15 protein-coding genes and 1 other RNA gene are annotated in these 14,192 nt (G+C 70.7%); 8 read left to right on the top strand and 8 right to left on the bottom strand.

Annotated elements, in window-relative coordinates; translation table 11 throughout:
- Positions 1-4: 4 nt before the first annotated feature.
- The 6 genes from VEA98_RS01995 to VEA98_RS01970 all read right to left on the bottom strand — a co-directional run bounded on the left by VEA98_RS01995 (position 5) and on the right by VEA98_RS01970 (position 3,386).
- Positions 5-550 (bottom strand): 5-formyltetrahydrofolate cyclo-ligase, encoded by a 546-nt coding sequence (locus VEA98_RS01995; RefSeq protein WP_324810659.1) that lies wholly within the window; start codon positions 548-550, stop codon positions 5-7.
- A 147-nt stretch (positions 551-697) separates the two neighbouring features.
- Positions 698-858, bottom strand: a non-coding RNA gene (gene ssrS, locus VEA98_RS01990) — 6S RNA.
- Positions 859-909: 51 nt separating this feature from the next.
- The gene (locus VEA98_RS01985; RefSeq protein WP_324810658.1) at positions 910-2,262 is read right to left on the bottom strand and encodes a S41 family peptidase; all 1,353 of its coding nucleotides are present in this window, start codon (positions 2,260-2,262) and stop codon (positions 910-912) included.
- Positions 2,259-2,738: a MarR family winged helix-turn-helix transcriptional regulator gene (locus VEA98_RS01980; protein WP_324810656.1), complete on the bottom strand. Its 480-nt coding sequence runs from the start codon at positions 2,736-2,738 to the stop codon at positions 2,259-2,261. Before VEA98_RS01980 ends, VEA98_RS01985 begins: the two co-directional genes overlap by 4 nt.
- Before the next feature lie 70 nt (positions 2,739-2,808).
- On the bottom strand, positions 2,809-3,129 hold the full coding sequence (locus tag VEA98_RS01975) for a cell division protein ZapA (RefSeq protein WP_324810653.1): 321 nt from the start codon (positions 3,127-3,129) through the stop codon (positions 2,809-2,811).
- Positions 3,129-3,386 carry a hypothetical protein gene (locus VEA98_RS01970; protein ID WP_324810651.1) on the bottom strand — a complete coding sequence of 86 codons (258 nt, stop codon included), beginning with the start codon at positions 3,384-3,386 and terminating at the stop codon, positions 3,129-3,131. The genes VEA98_RS01975 and VEA98_RS01970 overlap by 1 nt, the downstream gene beginning before the upstream one ends.
- A 142-nt stretch (positions 3,387-3,528) precedes the next feature.
- Between VEA98_RS01970 and tkt the strand changes: the two genes are divergently transcribed.
- Genes tkt through purT form a run of 3 tightly spaced genes read left to right on the top strand, consistent with a single transcriptional unit; the run spans position 3,529 to position 7,072 of the window.
- On the top strand, positions 3,529-5,478 hold the full coding sequence (tkt, locus tag VEA98_RS01965) for a transketolase (protein ID WP_324810711.1): 1,950 nt from the start codon (positions 3,529-3,531) through the stop codon (positions 5,476-5,478).
- Positions 5,479-5,480: 2 nt separating this feature from the next.
- Entirely contained in the window at positions 5,481-5,876 is a 396-nt protein-coding gene (locus VEA98_RS01960) for a VOC family protein (protein ID WP_324810649.1), read from the top strand.
- Positions 5,873-7,072 (top strand): formate-dependent phosphoribosylglycinamide formyltransferase, encoded by a 1,200-nt coding sequence (gene purT, locus VEA98_RS01955; protein WP_414642128.1) that lies wholly within the window; start codon positions 5,873-5,875, stop codon positions 7,070-7,072. Before VEA98_RS01960 ends, purT begins: the two co-directional genes overlap by 4 nt.
- Here purT and VEA98_RS01950 read toward each other — a convergent pair.
- Together VEA98_RS01950 and VEA98_RS01945 are read right to left on the bottom strand one after the other, a co-directional pair.
- Positions 7,069-8,310 (bottom strand): S41 family peptidase, encoded by a 1,242-nt coding sequence (locus VEA98_RS01950; RefSeq protein WP_324810644.1) that lies wholly within the window; start codon positions 8,308-8,310, stop codon positions 7,069-7,071. The two genes, purT and VEA98_RS01950, sit on opposite strands and share 4 nt — an antisense overlap.
- Positions 8,311-8,414: 104 nt before the next feature.
- The gene (locus VEA98_RS01945; RefSeq protein ID WP_324810642.1) at positions 8,415-9,068 is read right to left on the bottom strand and encodes a hypothetical protein; all 654 of its coding nucleotides are present in this window, start codon (positions 9,066-9,068) and stop codon (positions 8,415-8,417) included.
- A 128-nt stretch (positions 9,069-9,196) separates the two neighbouring features.
- On the opposite strand from VEA98_RS01945, the gene VEA98_RS01940 reads away from it, so the two are divergent.
- From VEA98_RS01940 to VEA98_RS01920, 5 genes are all read left to right on the top strand, one after another.
- On the top strand, positions 9,197-9,928 hold the full coding sequence (locus VEA98_RS01940) for a response regulator (RefSeq protein ID WP_324810640.1): 732 nt from the start codon (positions 9,197-9,199) through the stop codon (positions 9,926-9,928).
- Positions 9,925-11,457, top strand: coding sequence for an ATP-binding protein (locus VEA98_RS01935; RefSeq protein ID WP_324810638.1), 1,533 nt, complete (start codon positions 9,925-9,927; stop codon positions 11,455-11,457). The genes VEA98_RS01940 and VEA98_RS01935 overlap by 4 nt, the downstream gene beginning before the upstream one ends.
- Before the next feature lie 128 nt (positions 11,458-11,585).
- The gene (gap, locus tag VEA98_RS01930; RefSeq protein WP_324810636.1) at positions 11,586-12,593 is read left to right on the top strand and encodes a type I glyceraldehyde-3-phosphate dehydrogenase; all 1,008 of its coding nucleotides are present in this window, start codon (positions 11,586-11,588) and stop codon (positions 12,591-12,593) included.
- On the top strand, positions 12,593-12,922 hold the full coding sequence (locus VEA98_RS01925; protein ID WP_324810634.1) for a hypothetical protein: 330 nt from the start codon (positions 12,593-12,595) through the stop codon (positions 12,920-12,922). Before gap ends, VEA98_RS01925 begins: the two co-directional genes overlap by 1 nt.
- On the top strand, positions 12,919-14,115 hold the full coding sequence (locus VEA98_RS01920) for a phosphoglycerate kinase (protein ID WP_324810632.1): 1,197 nt from the start codon (positions 12,919-12,921) through the stop codon (positions 14,113-14,115). Before VEA98_RS01925 ends, VEA98_RS01920 begins: the two co-directional genes overlap by 4 nt.
- Positions 14,116-14,192: the final 77 nt, after the last annotated feature.

Genomic DNA, 14,192 nt, shown 5'->3' with positions numbered 1-14,192 from the left:
CGCCTCATGCGAGGGCTCTATAGCCCCTCTCGGTCAGAACGCCATGCAGCCGGATGTCGTGCACCTCAACCGGCAGATTTTCGAGCTCTTGCCCGGCATAGGCGAAGCCGACGCGGGTCGCCTCGGGCATGGCGGCGAAGGTCCTGTCGTAATAGCCGCCCCCCTGCCCGAGCCGTCCGCCGGCCGCGTCGAAGGCCAGAAGCGGAGTGACGATCAGATCGGGCGTGACCGCCTCGGCCAGCGGCAGGGGCGCGGGCACGCCGGCGACGTCGAGTTCCAGCGGCTCGCCCGGCGACCAGCGGCGGAAGATCATCGGAGCGTCGCGCTCGATCACCACCGGCAGGCAGAGCCGACGGCCTTGACGGGCAAGGGCCAGGGACAGGGCGTCGGCGTCGATCTCGGAGCCGATGGCGCGATAGACCGCGACCACCTCGCCGGGAGGCAGGTCGTCGGCGTGCTCGGCGGCGCGGAGGGAGGCCTCCGAATCCAGCCCGGACAGACGCTTGCGCGTGGCGCGCATGGCTGCCCGGAGTTCGTGCTTGTCCGTCATGGAGGAAGAGGTAGCGCATCGGAGGGCGGCCAGCGAGGGCGCCGCTTCACCCCTCCCCCATCCTTCGCTTTGCGACGGGGAGGATACGGTGCGCTCAAGCAGCGAGCCGCCGCGCGGCGAGCGGTAGCGCACAAAGAAGGATAGGGTGGCGGCGCCGCAAGAACCGTGAAGGGCGTTTAAATCCTCTCGACCTGGGTAGCCAGGTGGGCGCCGTGTGCCCAGGCCCACGGGCCTGATCAGGGACAGCTCCCTTCGAGTGAATTAAGGTCGCGAGGAAATGTTGCCTTCGACGAGGGCCGCAGCAGGACCCGCCGGGGAGCAAGATAGTCGCTCCCCGGGGGCAGAACAATGGCCGCGGCTCAGTCCCTCGGGAAACGCGCCGGGGACGGATCGTCCATGCGCTGCATTTCGAGCGCATCCCCGGTCAGGCGCAGGCGAACGCGGTCCTCGGAGCCCTCGACCATGAACAGGCCGTCGTCCGTCAGGGGAATGAGGCGCGCAGCCGGGCCGTTGGCGCGCCGCCAGACGAGGCCGCCCTCCTCGAAGACCATGGTCCGCCCGCCGTAACTTCCGGCCAAGGCCTGCAACCGCTCCGCGGCCATGCTCACCGGCCGCGCCCGCGCCGCCGCGGCGACCTGGGCCCATTCCCAGCCGGCCCGATCGACCGGATCGGCCTCAAGGCGGGCGAGCAGGGTTTCGAGGGCGAGGGCGGTCGCCGTCTCAAGCGCCGTGGTGGCATCGACCGCCACGTCGGGTTCGACGCCCGTCCCCTCCCAATTGGAGCCTGTGATCGGGTGGACAGGACGGCCGTAGGAGACGCTGAGCATGAATCCGGGGGCGACCGGAACGAAGGTGTTGTTGTTGGCCGCCCCTCCCGTGGTTCCGCCGACCAGGGTTCCGAGCTCGAACTTCTGCACGCTGTAGGCGAAGGCCTCGGCCGCGGAGCCAACCTGACGGCTGGTCAGCACATAGAGGGGCTTGCCGGTCAGGCGGCCCGCGGGAAGGTGGTCGAGGGTTCGCGACTGCACCGGCTCCTCGCCCGCCTCGAGGAAGGTCATGTCCAGCTGGTCCGGCTTCATGAAGTGGCTCAGGAGGTAGCGCACCGCGGCGTGGTCCCCGCCCCCGTTGCCGCGCAGATCGATGATCAGGGCGTCGCCGTCGCGCAGGAAGCGCATGGCGTCGTCATAGGCTTGGCCGCTGCGGTCCTGAACCCAGTGGAACTGGCTGATGCGCAGATACCGCACGTTGCCCGGCAGGATGCGCATCTCGCCGAGGCCGTGGTTGCTGCGCCGGGCGGCGGCGGCCCAGATGGCCTGAAGCGCCGGATTGTCCTCCGTCTCGGCGTCCGAGCCCGCGGCTGCGGCGTACTGGGCGGGCGCGTGGTTCAGATACATGTGCCCGTCGCCGCTGGACTCCCGCAGGTCGGCCGTCACCCGCTGGGCGAAGACCCCCATGTCCACGGTGTCGTAGCGTCCGCCGGCCAGCCCTTCATTCAGGCGGTCGCGGATCGCCGGGACGCGGTCCGGAAAGACATAGCGCGCCTCGACGGCCTCGACGATCGCGGCCACGGCGGCGGCGCGGTGCACCGCCGTCAGTGCGGGGGCCGCCTCGATGCGGGCGACCGCCTCGGGGGCGGCCCGCTGGGCCAGGGCCGGAGACCCGGCCAGGCAGGCGAGGACGCAGACGGACAGGAGGAGGCGGGTTCGGCTCATGGGTTGTCTCCGGGGTTATGGGCAGCCGCCGCGAGGCGGTCGGCGAACGGACGGCGGTCGAGCGCCTCAAGGGCCCGGCCCAGCACCTCGGCGAGGGGTTGGCCGATGTCGTCGTCGAGGCTTGCCGACGCCGCCTCAGTGGCGGCCCAGCAGCGTTCCAGGGCGGGCAGGCGTTGCATGGCGAAAGGGGTCAGGCCGACGATCCGCTCACGGCCATCCCTGCCCGTCTGGACCGAAATCCAGCCTCTCTTGCCCATCTGGGCCACCGTCTGACTGATAGCGGAATGGGTGACGCCGGTGCGGTCTGAAAGGGCTCGCAGCGTCGCCGGTCCGCTGTTGAGCAGGGCGCGCAGGATCGGCGTAAATCGAGGGCGATAGTCGAGGCCGGCCAGGGCGTAGCTCTGCTCCACCGCCCCGTCCAGATGGTCGATCAGGCGGCGGAGGAGAACGCCATGGGTGCGCAGCGAGTGAGGCATGGGCGAGATGTATAAGCGCTAATACATCGCGGCAAATGACAAATCCGACAGGCTTGGGGCGGCCGGCGGCCTACAATCCCTGGGCGATCTTCTCGATACGGGCGGCGACCGCGTTCAGCGCCTCGGCGACGCCGTCCGAGGCCGGGGCGGGAGCCGCCGCGGCCGCCGAGCCCGGCTCGGCGACGGCCAGGCGCGCCTCGTGCAGTTCGTCGGCCAGCAACAGCCCGGCCATCAGGAACAGCCGGATGTCGCCGACATGGCCGACCTCGCCCGCCACCTGGCGGACGTGGCCGTCGAACTGTTTGGCCAGAATGCGCACGCGCTCTTCCTGCCCGTCCGCGCATCCGACGGCGTAGGGCCGGCCGTTGATCTCGACGGTGACCGTCGCCATCAGCGGGCCTCCTGTTCGGCGAGGCTGTCGCGGATGGCGTCGGCGGCGCGGGCGAGGACCTCGGCGGCGTCGCGGCCGGCGGATTCGAGCTCGTGAATGCGGATGCGGTCGGTCTCGCTGGACGGCTGGGGCGCAAACAGGTCGTCGTCCGGGGCGCGGCCGGCCCCGGCGGCGCGGCTCTTCAGGTCGAGCAGGCGGCGTTCGAGCAGCGCCAGAGCGCGATCAACCCGGTCCTTGGCGGCCGATGCAGCGTCCATGCAGGTCACTTCCTCCAGAATCCGTATAGAACCCGCTGGCGCGTCGGGGTAAAGCGGCGCGCCTCCCTTTTTCCGCCTCCCGACGAAAGGTCCCCCCGTGACCGACGCCACAACCGTATCCGAAAAAGCCACGCCGAAGCAGATGGCGGACGCCATTCGCGTCCTGGCCATGGACGGAGTCGAAAAGGCGAAGAGCGGCCACCCGGGCATGCCGATGGGCATGGCCGACGTGGCGACGGTGCTGTTCTCGAAGTTTCTCAAGTTCGACGCCAGCCGCCCGGACTGGGCCGACCGCGATCGATTCATCCTGTCGGCGGGCCACGGCTCGATGCTGATCTACGCCCTGCTCCACCTGACGGGGTACAAGGCGGCGACCAAGGAGGAGCTGTCCAACTTCCGCCAGTGGGGCTCGAAGACGGCCGGCCACCCGGAGTTCGGCCATATGCCGGGCGTCGAGACGACGACCGGGCCGTTGGGCCAAGGTCTGGCCAATTCGGTCGGCTTCGCCATGGCGGAGCGTCATCTGGCGGCGCGGTTCGGCGACGATCTGGTCGATCACCGGACCTGGGTCATCGCCGGCGACGGCTGCCTGATGGAGGGCGTGTCGCAGGAGGCGATCACGCTGGCTGGTCGCTATCGGCTGAACAAGCTGACGGTGTTGTGGGACGACAACGAGATCACCATCGACGGCAAGGTCGGCCTGTCGGACGCCACGGACCAGAAGGCGCGCTTCAAGTCGGCCGGCTGGGCGGTGAAGGCCATCGACGGCCACAACGAGCACCAGATCCGCGCGGCGCTGAAGTGGGCCGTGCGTCAGGATAAGCCGACCCTGATCGCCTGCCGGACCAAGATCGGGCGTGGCGCGGCGACCATGGAAGGCAGTCACAAGACGCACGGCGCGGCGCTGGGCGCGGCCGAGGTGGCGGCGACGCGGCTGGGCCTGTCATGGACGCACGACCCCTTCGAACTGCCCGAGGCCGTCGAAAAGGCCTGGCGCAAGGTCGGCCGTCGGGGCGCCAAGGCGCGCAAGGCCTGGGAGGCCCGGTTGGCGGCCTCGCCGCAGGCGGCGGACTTCACCCGCGCCATGAAGGGCGACCTGCCCGAGGGCGCCTTCGCGGCGTTGGATGCGAAGATCGCGGAACTGGTCGAGGCCCGGCCGGCCCAGGCCACGCGCCAGTCGTCGGGCGCGGCGCTGGACGAGCTGTTCGCCGCCGTGCCGGAGCTGATCGGCGGCTCGGCCGACCTGACCGGATCGAACAACACCTTCGTCAAGGGCACGCCGATCCTCGACGCGCCGACCTATGAAGGGCGCTACGTCAACTGGGGCATCCGCGAGCACGGCATGGCCGCGGCGATGAACGGCATGGCCCTGCACGGCGGGGTGATCCCCTACGGCGGCACCTTCATGGTGTTCTCGGACTACAGCCGGCCGTCGATCCGGCTGGCGGCCCTGATGGGCATCCGGGTCATCCATGTGCTGACTCACGACAGCATCGGCCTGGGCGAAGACGGGCCGACCCACCAGCCGGTCGAGCATCTGGCGGCGCTGCGGGCCATTCCCAATCTGCTGGTCTTCCGTCCGGCGGACACGGTCGAGGCCATGGAGTGCTGGAAGCTGGCGCTGGAGCACAGGACCGCCCCGTCGGCGCTGGCCCTGTCGCGGCAGAAGACGGCGGCGGTGCGCACCGTGGCGGCGTCGGAGAACCTGTCGGCGCGCGGCGCCTATGAGTTGAAGGCGGCGAACGGCGAGGCGAAGGCGACCCTGTTCGCCACCGGTACGGAGGTTCCGCTGGCGTTGGCGGCGGCGGAGACGCTGGAGGCCGAAGGCACGCCGACGCGGGTGGTCTCGGTCCCCTGTTTCGACCTGTTCTTCCAGCAGGACGCCGCCTATCAGGCCTCGGTGCTGGGCCGGGGCACGGTGCGCGTCGCCGTCGAGGCCGCCATCCAGCAGGGCTGGGAACGGTTCATCGGCGAGGACGGCGGCTTCGTCGGCATGACCGGCTTCGGGGCCAGCGCTCCGGCCGAGGTGCTGTACGAGAAGTTCGGGATCACGGCCGAGGCGGTCGTGGCGGCGGTGAAGGCCCGGCTCTAGGGATGGCCCGTCTCGGAGCGGTCAGCCTGCTCGTCCGGGACTATGACGAGGCGATTGCCTACTACGTCGGCACGCTGGGTTTCGAACTCAGCGAGGATGCCGACATGGGCGGCGGCAAGCGCTGGGTCCGGGTGACGCCGAAGGGAGGCGAGACCTCGCTGCTGCTGGCGCGGGCGGTCACGGACGAACAGCGGGCGCGGGTGGGCGATCAGGCCGGCGGCCGGGTGTGGCTGTTCCTGGAGACCGAAGACCTGTTGCGGGATTACGCCGTCTGGACGGAGGCCGGAGTCCGCTTCCGCGAGGCGCCGAGGCATGAGACCTATGGCAAGGTGGCGGTGTTCGAGGATCTGTACGGCAACGCCTGGGACCTGATCGAACCCTCCCGGACCGGAGACTGACCATGCGCATCGGTACGCCGCTGACCGCCAACGCCACCCGGGTCATGCTCCTCGGCGCCGGCGAACTGGGCAAGGAGGTGGCCATCGAGCTGCAGCGGCTGGGGGCGGAGGTGATCGCGGTCGACCGCTATCCCAACGCCCCGGCCATGCAGGTGGCGCACCGCAGCCACGTCATCCCGATGACCGATCCGCACGTCCTGGTCGGGCTCATCGCCGCCGAGGCGCCGCACATCATTGTGCCGGAGATCGAGGCCATCGCCACCGAGGTGCTGGTCGAGATCGAGGCGGCGGGCCACGCCGTGGTCATCCCGACGGCGCGGGCGGTGCATCTGACGATGAACCGCGAGGGCATCCGGCGGCTGGCGGCGGAGGAGCTGGGCCTGCCGACCTCGCCCTACGCCTTTGTCGGCAGCGCCGCCGGGTTGGCGGAGGCGGCGCACCGGATCGGCCTGCCGGTCTTCGTCAAGCCGGTGATGTCGTCCTCGGGCAAGGGCCAGTCGATGATCGAGGCCATCGAGGATGCGCCGAACGCCTGGGCCTATGCGCAGTCGGGCGGGCGGGTCGAGACGGCGACGGTGATCGTCGAGGGCCGGATCGAGTTCGACTACGAGATCACCCTGCTGACCGTACGCTCCATGCGGGACGGCGCGGTCCGGACCGACTTCTGCGCCCCGATCGGGCATCGGCAGGAGCGCGGCGACTATGTCGAGAGCTGGCAGCCGCAGGCGATGACGCCGGCCGCGCTGGCGGCGGCGCAGGAGATCGCGCGGAAGGTCACGGACGCGCTGGGCGGGCTGGGCGTGTTCGGGGTCGAGCTGTTCGTGAAGGGCGACCAGGTGTGGTTCTCGGAGGTGTCGCCGCGGCCGCACGACACCGGGCTGGTGACGCTGGCGACGCAGACCATGAGCGAGTTCGCCCTGCACGCGCGGGCCATCCTCGGCCTGCCGGTGGACGTCAGCCAGCGCGACGTCGGGGCCAGCGCGGTGATCTACGGCGGCATGGACGCAGTCGGGATCGCCTTCGAGGGCGTGGCTGAGGCCCTGTCGGTCCCGACCGCCGACCTGCGGCTGTTCGGCAAGCCGGAAAGCTATGAGCGGCGGCGGATGGGGGTGGCCACGGCGCGCGGCGACACGGTCGAGCAGGCCCGCGAGCGGGCGCGCGAGGCGGCGGCCAAGGTCAGGCCCGTCGCCGGCTAGAGCGGGGCCGCAGTCGGGGCCCGGACCTGCTGGGCGCCCACGCCGGCCAGCGCGGCGATGGCCAGATCCAGCGCGGGATCCTGGCCGGCGGCGGCGTCTCCCGCCACGGGCGCGGTCAGGTCGGGCGTGACGCCGCGCTTCTCCAGCCGGACGCCGCCTGCGGTGACGAAGTCCGAGCGGCTGAGGCTGAGGCGGCCGCCGTCGGGCAGGCGGGTGTCCTGCGAGATCAGCACGGCGCCGGCGGTCTGTTCGCCGACGACGACGGCGCGCCGGGCCTCCTGCAGGGCGGCGGGGGTCAGTTCGGCGGCGCTGCGGCTGTTGGCGTCCACCAGGACGGCGACGTCATTGGCCGCGGGGGCCTCGAGGTCGCCACAACCGCCCGCAGTCTTCAGCACGATAGCCCGGCCGGTCCGGGTGGTGCGGGTGGCCCAGGCGAGATCGCGCGGCAGGAAACAGCTCAGCACCGCGTCGGCCTCGAGCAGCCGTCCGCCGGGGTTGCCGCGCAGGTCCAGGACAATGTCCGTGTCCGCTGGCAGGCTGGCGAGTTGCCGACCCATCCAGTCGCCGAGGCCGGGGTCGAAAGCCTCGATACGCAGGACCGCCACGCCCGGATGGGACAGGTCGACCCGGAACGGCGGTCGGGGCTGCATGACCCGCGGCGTGACCGTGACAGTGTGGCGGGCGCCATCCGGGCCGGCGAAGGCCAGGGTGACCGTCTGTCCATCGACGACGTCGCGCTCGGGGAACCAGACGCCGGGCCCGGTGGTGTCCAGCCGCCAGCCGGCCGTGACGCCGGCCGCTTCGGCGGGCGAGCCTTCGCGGACCGCTTCGACGACATAGTGGCCAGGTTTGCCGGGATCAGGCCGCAGGCTGATTCCGATCGCGGGGCGAGGCTGGCGCACGGTATCGAGACGGCGCGTGACCGCCGGGGCCGAGGCGCCGGCGTGATCGTCGTCCAGCAAGGCCAGCATCTCGCCCAGCGCCCGGTACAGGGCGCGGTCGTCGGGCGCGGCGAGGGCCCGCGGACGGTAGGTGCGCCGGGCGGCGTTCCAGTCGACGCCGTGGAGGCCGGGGTCGTAGTACTGGCTGCGAACCTCGGTCCAGACCCGATCGAAGACGCGCTGGTTCATCCGCGCCCGCTCGCGCGAAGGCCGGGCAGGCGCATCGGTCGCCGCCGCCGCCGGCGCGACCGAGGGATCGCGCGCCACGGCGGGCGCCGCGACGAGCGCAAGGCTCATCGCGGCTGACCATGTCAGTCGGAGAAGGAGGCGGCGGAAATTCATCGGGGCCACGTTAGGGCGGCGAACCTCCGTTCTTCAAATCACGAAAGCGCTGGCCCCAATCAATCTTCGTCGCGCGTCTCGATGCGATGGGTGAAGACCCGTACATCGCCGTCGCCGCCGTGCTCGCCTTCCTCGATGAAGCCGGAATGGTCGGCGTCGATGCGGGCGAAGGCCTCGCGCAGGGGATTGGTGAATTCGACTTCGCTGATCCGGCCGTCGCCGTCCTTGTCCATGTCGGCGTGGTGGCCGGGACCGCCGATGGTGCGGATTTCGACGCGGGAGTCACCCGGCCCCTCGTGACCGGGGCCGTGGATCATCATCGGCATGCGATGCCCGGCCGGACCGTGGATGACGATCTGGCGCTCCTCGCCAGAGCCGCCTTCGCCGCGGCGCAGTTCGAAGTGGTGGACGCCCCGCTCGCCGTCCGGACCGCCGCGGAGGACCATGACGTTCCCTTCCCCTTGCGGGCCATGCAGGGCAGACAGTTCCCCGGTCGACAGGCGACCGTCTCCGTCGGCGTCCATGCGGGCGAAATGGTCGTTCATCGGCGCGGCGAACTCTTCGCGCGAAACCTGGCCGTCGCCGTCCTTGTCGAGCGAGGCGTGACCGTCCGGGCCGCCCATGACCATGACCCGCGTGCGGACCTCGGGCGGCGCAGGCGGAGCCGGCGGCTCCTGCATGAGAGCGGCGGAAAGGGCGATGAGGGTCAGCATGAGCGGTCGGCTCCCGTTGGAGATGCCGCTGTTCGACCACGGCGGCCTTGCGGCCGTATTTCAGTGTCTCGGGGAATTGTTTCAACGCTGAAATGACGGCGCGACCGCGGTTCGTCACAATGCAGACCATGCAAGCCGAAGCCGCTCCGCGCATCCTCGTCGTTGATGACGACCCCGGCATCCGCGAGGTGCTGACCGACTACCTGCGTCAGCACGGTTATGCCGCCGAGGGCGCCGCGACAGCGGCGGAGATGGACCGGGCCATGGCGGCGCGAGCGCCCGACCTGATCGTGCTGGACCTGATGATGCCGGGCGAGGACGGACTGTCGGTCTGCCGGCGCATCGCCGGCAAGGGCCCGCCCATCGTCATGCTGTCCGCCATGGGCGAGGACACCGACCGGATCATTGGCCTGGAGCTCGGGGCCGACGACTACCTGGCCAAGCCGTGCAATCCTCGCGAGCTGCTGGCGCGGGTGCGGGCGGTGCTGCGCCGGCCGCGGGACGCTGCGGAGGCGGATGGGCCGTCCCTGGTGTTCGCCGGCTGGCGTCTCGACCTGATGCGGCGCGAACTGACCCGGCCGGACGGCCAGCTGACGCCCCTGTCGGCGGGCGAGTTCGCCCTGTTGCGCGCCTTTGCGGAGCGGCCGGGCCGGATCATGACCCGCGACCAGTTGCTCGAATGGGCCCGCGGGGCCGAGACCGACGTGTTCGACCGGGCCATGGATGTGCAGATCAGCCGACTGCGGAAGAAACTCGATGACGGCTCCGGGCTGGAAATGATCCAGACCCTGCGGGGCGAGGGCTACATGTTCGACGTCCGGGTCGAGCGTCACAACGGCGCCGGCCGGAGCGGCGCGTGAAACGCCCCTCGTCTCTCCCCGTCCTGATCCAGGTGGCGGCGCTGGCCGCGCTGGCCGTGGTCATGTCGCAGGCCGTCGCCTTCGGCGTGGTCGTGCTGGCCCCCGAGCCCCGGCCCAGCGGCTTCAGCATCGAGGCGGCGGCCAATGCGCTGAAGGGCGAGCCGGCCCGCACATCCGACGGCCGCGCGCTGAAGCGGCGGATCACCGAGCGGCCGGTGTCTCCCGACAGCGTCGACCGGGTCGATCCCATGGCCCTCGCCATCTCGGCCGGACTGGCGCAGCGGCTGGGCGTGGAACCCGGGACGGTGCGGGTGTCGGTCGACCGGGGGCGGCCGCGGCGTGCGGAGCCCGCGCCTCGCGGTACGAACGGACGGACCAATTTCGTGCTCGTGCGTCCTGACGCCGAGGGCCGACGCGCCCCCCCGGGCGAGGCTGTCCACGTCATCACGGCGCTGCCTCCGGAGGAGGCCCGGCTGCGCGCCGAGATGCACATGCGCCATTTCGCGCCTCGCGGGGACGACGGGGCCATCGTCCTCAACTCGACCACGCGCGAGTTCACCGTCCTGACCGAACGGCTGACGTTCGCGCCCTTCTCGGCCTCAGTGCGGCAGGCGGACGGCCGCTGGGCGACGGTGGAGCCCCCGCGCGGGCTGCTGTCGCCGTGGCAGCAGCGGGTGCTGCTGGCGCTGGGCATTTCCATGCTGCTGCTGGCGCCGCTGGTGTGGTGGCTGGCGCGGCGGCTGACCCGGCCGATCCGCGTTTTCGCCGACGCGGCCGAACGGCTGGGAGCGGACCCTGACGCCGAGCCTTTGGTCCCGTCCGGGCCGAGCGAGGTGCGCACCGCCATCCACGCATTCAACGACATGCAGGCCTCGCTGCGCAACCACATGCGCCAGCGGACCCAGACCATCGCCGCCATTGCCCACGACCTGCGCACGCCGCTGACGCGGCTGCGCTTCCGGGCCGAGCAGGCGCCGGAGGCGGTGCGCGACCGGATGGCCTCGGACATCGAGGAGATGGATGCGCTGATCGCCCAGGCCATGGCCTTCGTGCGCGGCGAGACGACGCCGGAGCGGCGCGAGCCGCTGGACCTGGGGGCGCTGGCGGCCGATTGCGCGGGCGGTTTCGCGGAGACGGGGGCGGCGGTCCGCTTCGTCGGCGGAGGCGCGCTGCCGGTCGAAGGCGATGCGGCGGGGCTGCGCCGGGCGCTCGGCAACCTGATCGCCAACGCCGCCAAATATGGGGGCGCGGCGCGGGTGAAGGCCTTCGCCGTCGAGGGCCGGGCGGTGGTCGAGATCGAGGACGACGGGCCGGGTCTCGACGCCGACGAACTGGAGGCGGTGTTCGAACCTTTCCATCGCGGCGAACGGTCGCGGAGCCGCGAGACCGGCGGGGCGGGTCTGGGCCTGACGGTGGCGCGGCAGGCGGCGCGCGCACACGGCGGCGACGTCATCCTGATGCGTAGGGCAGAAGGGGGGCTGACCGCCCGTCTCGACCTGCCGCTGGCGTCCGCCGTCTTCCCCGGCTGAGTTCGACACGCCGGGCCGACGAAGCGTTACAGTTCATCACGTCTTGTTACAGGCGCGGGGTTGAAACGCCGCGCCGCCGGCTCCATTGAAGCGCCACCCTCGCCATTTCGCTTCAGGAGCCCCGCATCATGACTGTCCGCGTCGCCATCAATGGTTTCGGCCGCATCGGCCGTCTCGTCCTGCGCTCGATCGTCGAGCATGGCCGCAAGGACATCGAGGTGGTGGCGATCAACGATCTGGGCCCGGTCGAGACCAACGCCCATCTGCTGCGCTACGACAGCGTCCACGGCCGGTTCCCCGGCACGGTGACCTCGGGCGAGGACTGGATCGACGTCGGCACGGGCAAGATCAAGGTGACGGCGATCCGCAATCCGGAAGAGCTGCCGCACAAGGCGCTGAACGTCGACATCGCCTTCGAGTGCACCGGCCTGTTCACCTCAAAGGACAAGGCCTCGGCCCACCTGAAGGCCGGCGCCAAGCGGGTGCTGGTCTCGGCTCCGGCCGACGGCGCCGACAAGACCATCGTCTACAAGGTCAACCACGAAACCCTGACCGCCGACGACATCGTCGTCTCGAACGGCTCGTGCACCACCAACGCCCTGGCTCCGGTCGCCAAGGTGCTGAACGACCTGTTCGGCATCGAACGCGGCTACATGACCACCATCCACGCCTACACGGGCGACCAGCCGACGCTGGATACGATGCACAAGGACCTGTACCGGGCCCGCGCCGCCGGCCTGAGCATGATCCCGACCTCGACGGGCGCCGCCAAGGCGCTGGGCCTGGTGCTGCCGGAACTGAAGGGCAAGCTGGACGGCTCGTCGATCCGCGTGCCGACGCCGAACGTCTCGGTCGTCGACCTGAAGGTCGTGGCCGGCCGCGAGGTCACCGTCGACGAGATCAACACCGCGCTTCAGGCCGCCGCCGACGGCCCCATGAAGGGCGTGCTGCACACCACGACCGATCCGGTGGTGTCCATGGACCTGAACCACGTCGACGCCTCGTCGACCGCCGCCCTGCCCCAGACCCAGGTGGTCGACGGCAAGCTGGCCCGCGTGCTGAGCTGGTACGACAATGAATGGGGCTTCGCGACGCGGATGGCGGATACGGCTCTGGTGATGAGCAAGTTCATCTGATGTTGGCCAGGGCGCTCATAACCGCCCTGTTTGGTTTCAGTTCTCTGGCTGTCGGCGCCGCCGCTGCGTGGAGTGTAACCCTCCTGGTCAGCTTGGGCTGGGGAGCGGTCACGACGGGTATCCCCCAGCACGTGGCCGCCCTGTGGGCCGCCTTTGCGGCCGTCGGGATCATTGGCGCCGCCATTACCGGCGCCTGGACATGGCTTTTCGCTGTCTGGGTGAGGCAGCTGCCGAGCCTGCGGCGTTTGACGTTCGCCCTGATCGCAACGCCATTCGCCGTCGGTTTCGTCTACTTCGGATACGGCATTCTTTCGGTGACTTTCCTATGACTTTCCGCACCCTCGACGACGCCCCTCCCCTCGCCGGCAAGACCGCCTTGGTCCGCGTGGACTTCAATGTGCCGATGGAGGGCGGGAAGGTGACGGAGGATACCCGGTTGCGGGTGGCCCTGCCGACCATCGAGAAGCTGCGCAACGCCGGGGCGAAGGTGGCGCTGCTGGCGCATTTCGACCGCCCCAAGGGCCAGCGCGTGCCGTCGATGAGCCTGAAGCCCGTGGTCGACGATCTGGAGCGGCTGCTGGGCGCCCCGGTGCGGTTCGGCGAGGACTGCGTCGGCGACGAGGCGAAGGCGGTGCTGGCTGACGTCGGGCCGGGCGGGGTGGTGCTGCTGGAGAACGTCCGCTTCCACGCCGGCGAGGAGAAGAACGATCCGGCGTTTGCGGCGCAGCTGGCGGAGCTGGGCGACCTCTACGTCAACGACGCCTTCTCGGCGGCGCACCGGGCGCATGCCTCGACGGAGGGCCTGGCCCGTTTGCTGCCCGCCTACGCCGGGGAGTCGATGCGGCGCGAGCTGGATGCGCTGGACGCGGCGCTGGGCAATCCGCAGAAGCCGGTGATCGGCATTGTCGGCGGGGCCAAGGTGTCGACCAAGCTGGATCTGCTGAAGAACCTGGTCGGCAAGCTGGACCGGCTCGCCATCGGCGGCGGCATGGCCAACACCTTCCTGTTCGCGCAAGGCGTCGATATCGGCGGCTCGCTGGCTGAGAAGGACATGGCCGACACCGCCCGGGAGATTCTCGCCGAGGCGGAGGCGAAGGGCTGCGAAATCCTGCTGCCGATCGACGTGGTGGTGGCGACGGCGGTCAAGCCGGGCACCGAGACCCGCACCGTCCTGACGCGCGAGGAGATCGGCGACGCCGAGAAGATCCTCGATGCGGGGCCGCTGACGGTCGAGAAGCTGGTCAAGGCGATGGCCCTGTCGCGAACCCTGATCTGGAACGGGCCGCTGGGCGTCTTCGAGGTTCCGCCGTTCGACGCCGCGACCGTCAAGGCGGCGCAGGCGGCGGCGCAGTTGGTCAAGTCCGGGGCGCTGGTCGGCGTGGCGGGCGGCGGCGACACCGTCGCGGCCCTGCACCACGCGGGCGTGGCGGATGACATGACCTTCGTCTCGACGGCGGGCGGCGCCTTCCTGGAATGGATGGAGGGCAAACCCTTGCCCGGCGTCGAGGCGCTGCGGGCCTGAGATTTGCACACGGCGGCCCACTGGCGCTGTAACAATGCGTGACTTTGGCCGTTGTCGGGGTTAGATCACCCCAAACC

This window comes from Brevundimonas sp., from assembly GCF_035627055.1.
Classification (GTDB): Bacteria; Pseudomonadota; Alphaproteobacteria; order Caulobacterales; family Caulobacteraceae; genus Brevundimonas.
Note: the sequence above shows the minus strand (reverse complement) of the source record. Positions and strands in the feature narration are given on the sequence as shown.

What these genes read in the sequence shown, in the direction of transcription:
- VEA98_RS01995 (WP_324810659.1), bottom strand. Translation starts at nt 550, where the DNA reads ATGACGGACAAGCACGAACTCCGGGCAGCCATGCGCGCCACGCGCAAG.
- VEA98_RS01985 (WP_324810658.1), bottom strand. Translation starts at nt 2,262, where the DNA reads ATGAGCCGAACCCGCCTCCTCCTGTCCGTCTGCGTCCTCGCCTGCCTG.
- VEA98_RS01980 (WP_324810656.1), bottom strand. Translation starts at nt 2,738, where the DNA reads ATGCCTCACTCGCTGCGCACCCATGGCGTTCTCCTCCGCCGCCTGATC.
- VEA98_RS01975 (WP_324810653.1), bottom strand. Translation starts at nt 3,129, where the DNA reads ATGGCGACGGTCACCGTCGAGATCAACGGCCGGCCCTACGCCGTCGGA.
- VEA98_RS01970 (WP_324810651.1), bottom strand. Translation starts at nt 3,386, where the DNA reads ATGGACGCTGCATCGGCCGCCAAGGACCGGGTTGATCGCGCTCTGGCG.
- tkt (WP_324810711.1), top strand. Translation starts at nt 3,529, where the DNA reads ATGGCGGACGCCATTCGCGTCCTGGCCATGGACGGAGTCGAAAAGGCG.
- VEA98_RS01960 (WP_324810649.1), top strand. Translation starts at nt 5,481, where the DNA reads ATGGCCCGTCTCGGAGCGGTCAGCCTGCTCGTCCGGGACTATGACGAG.
- VEA98_RS01950 (WP_324810644.1), bottom strand. Translation starts at nt 8,310, where the DNA reads ATGAGCCTTGCGCTCGTCGCGGCGCCCGCCGTGGCGCGCGATCCCTCG.
- VEA98_RS01945 (WP_324810642.1), bottom strand. Translation starts at nt 9,068, where the DNA reads ATGCTGACCCTCATCGCCCTTTCCGCCGCTCTCATGCAGGAGCCGCCG.
- VEA98_RS01940 (WP_324810640.1), top strand. Translation starts at nt 9,197, where the DNA reads ATGCAAGCCGAAGCCGCTCCGCGCATCCTCGTCGTTGATGACGACCCC.
- gap (WP_324810636.1), top strand. Translation starts at nt 11,586, where the DNA reads ATGACTGTCCGCGTCGCCATCAATGGTTTCGGCCGCATCGGCCGTCTC.
- VEA98_RS01925 (WP_324810634.1), top strand. Translation starts at nt 12,593, where the DNA reads ATGTTGGCCAGGGCGCTCATAACCGCCCTGTTTGGTTTCAGTTCTCTG.
- VEA98_RS01920 (WP_324810632.1), top strand. Translation starts at nt 12,919, where the DNA reads ATGACTTTCCGCACCCTCGACGACGCCCCTCCCCTCGCCGGCAAGACC.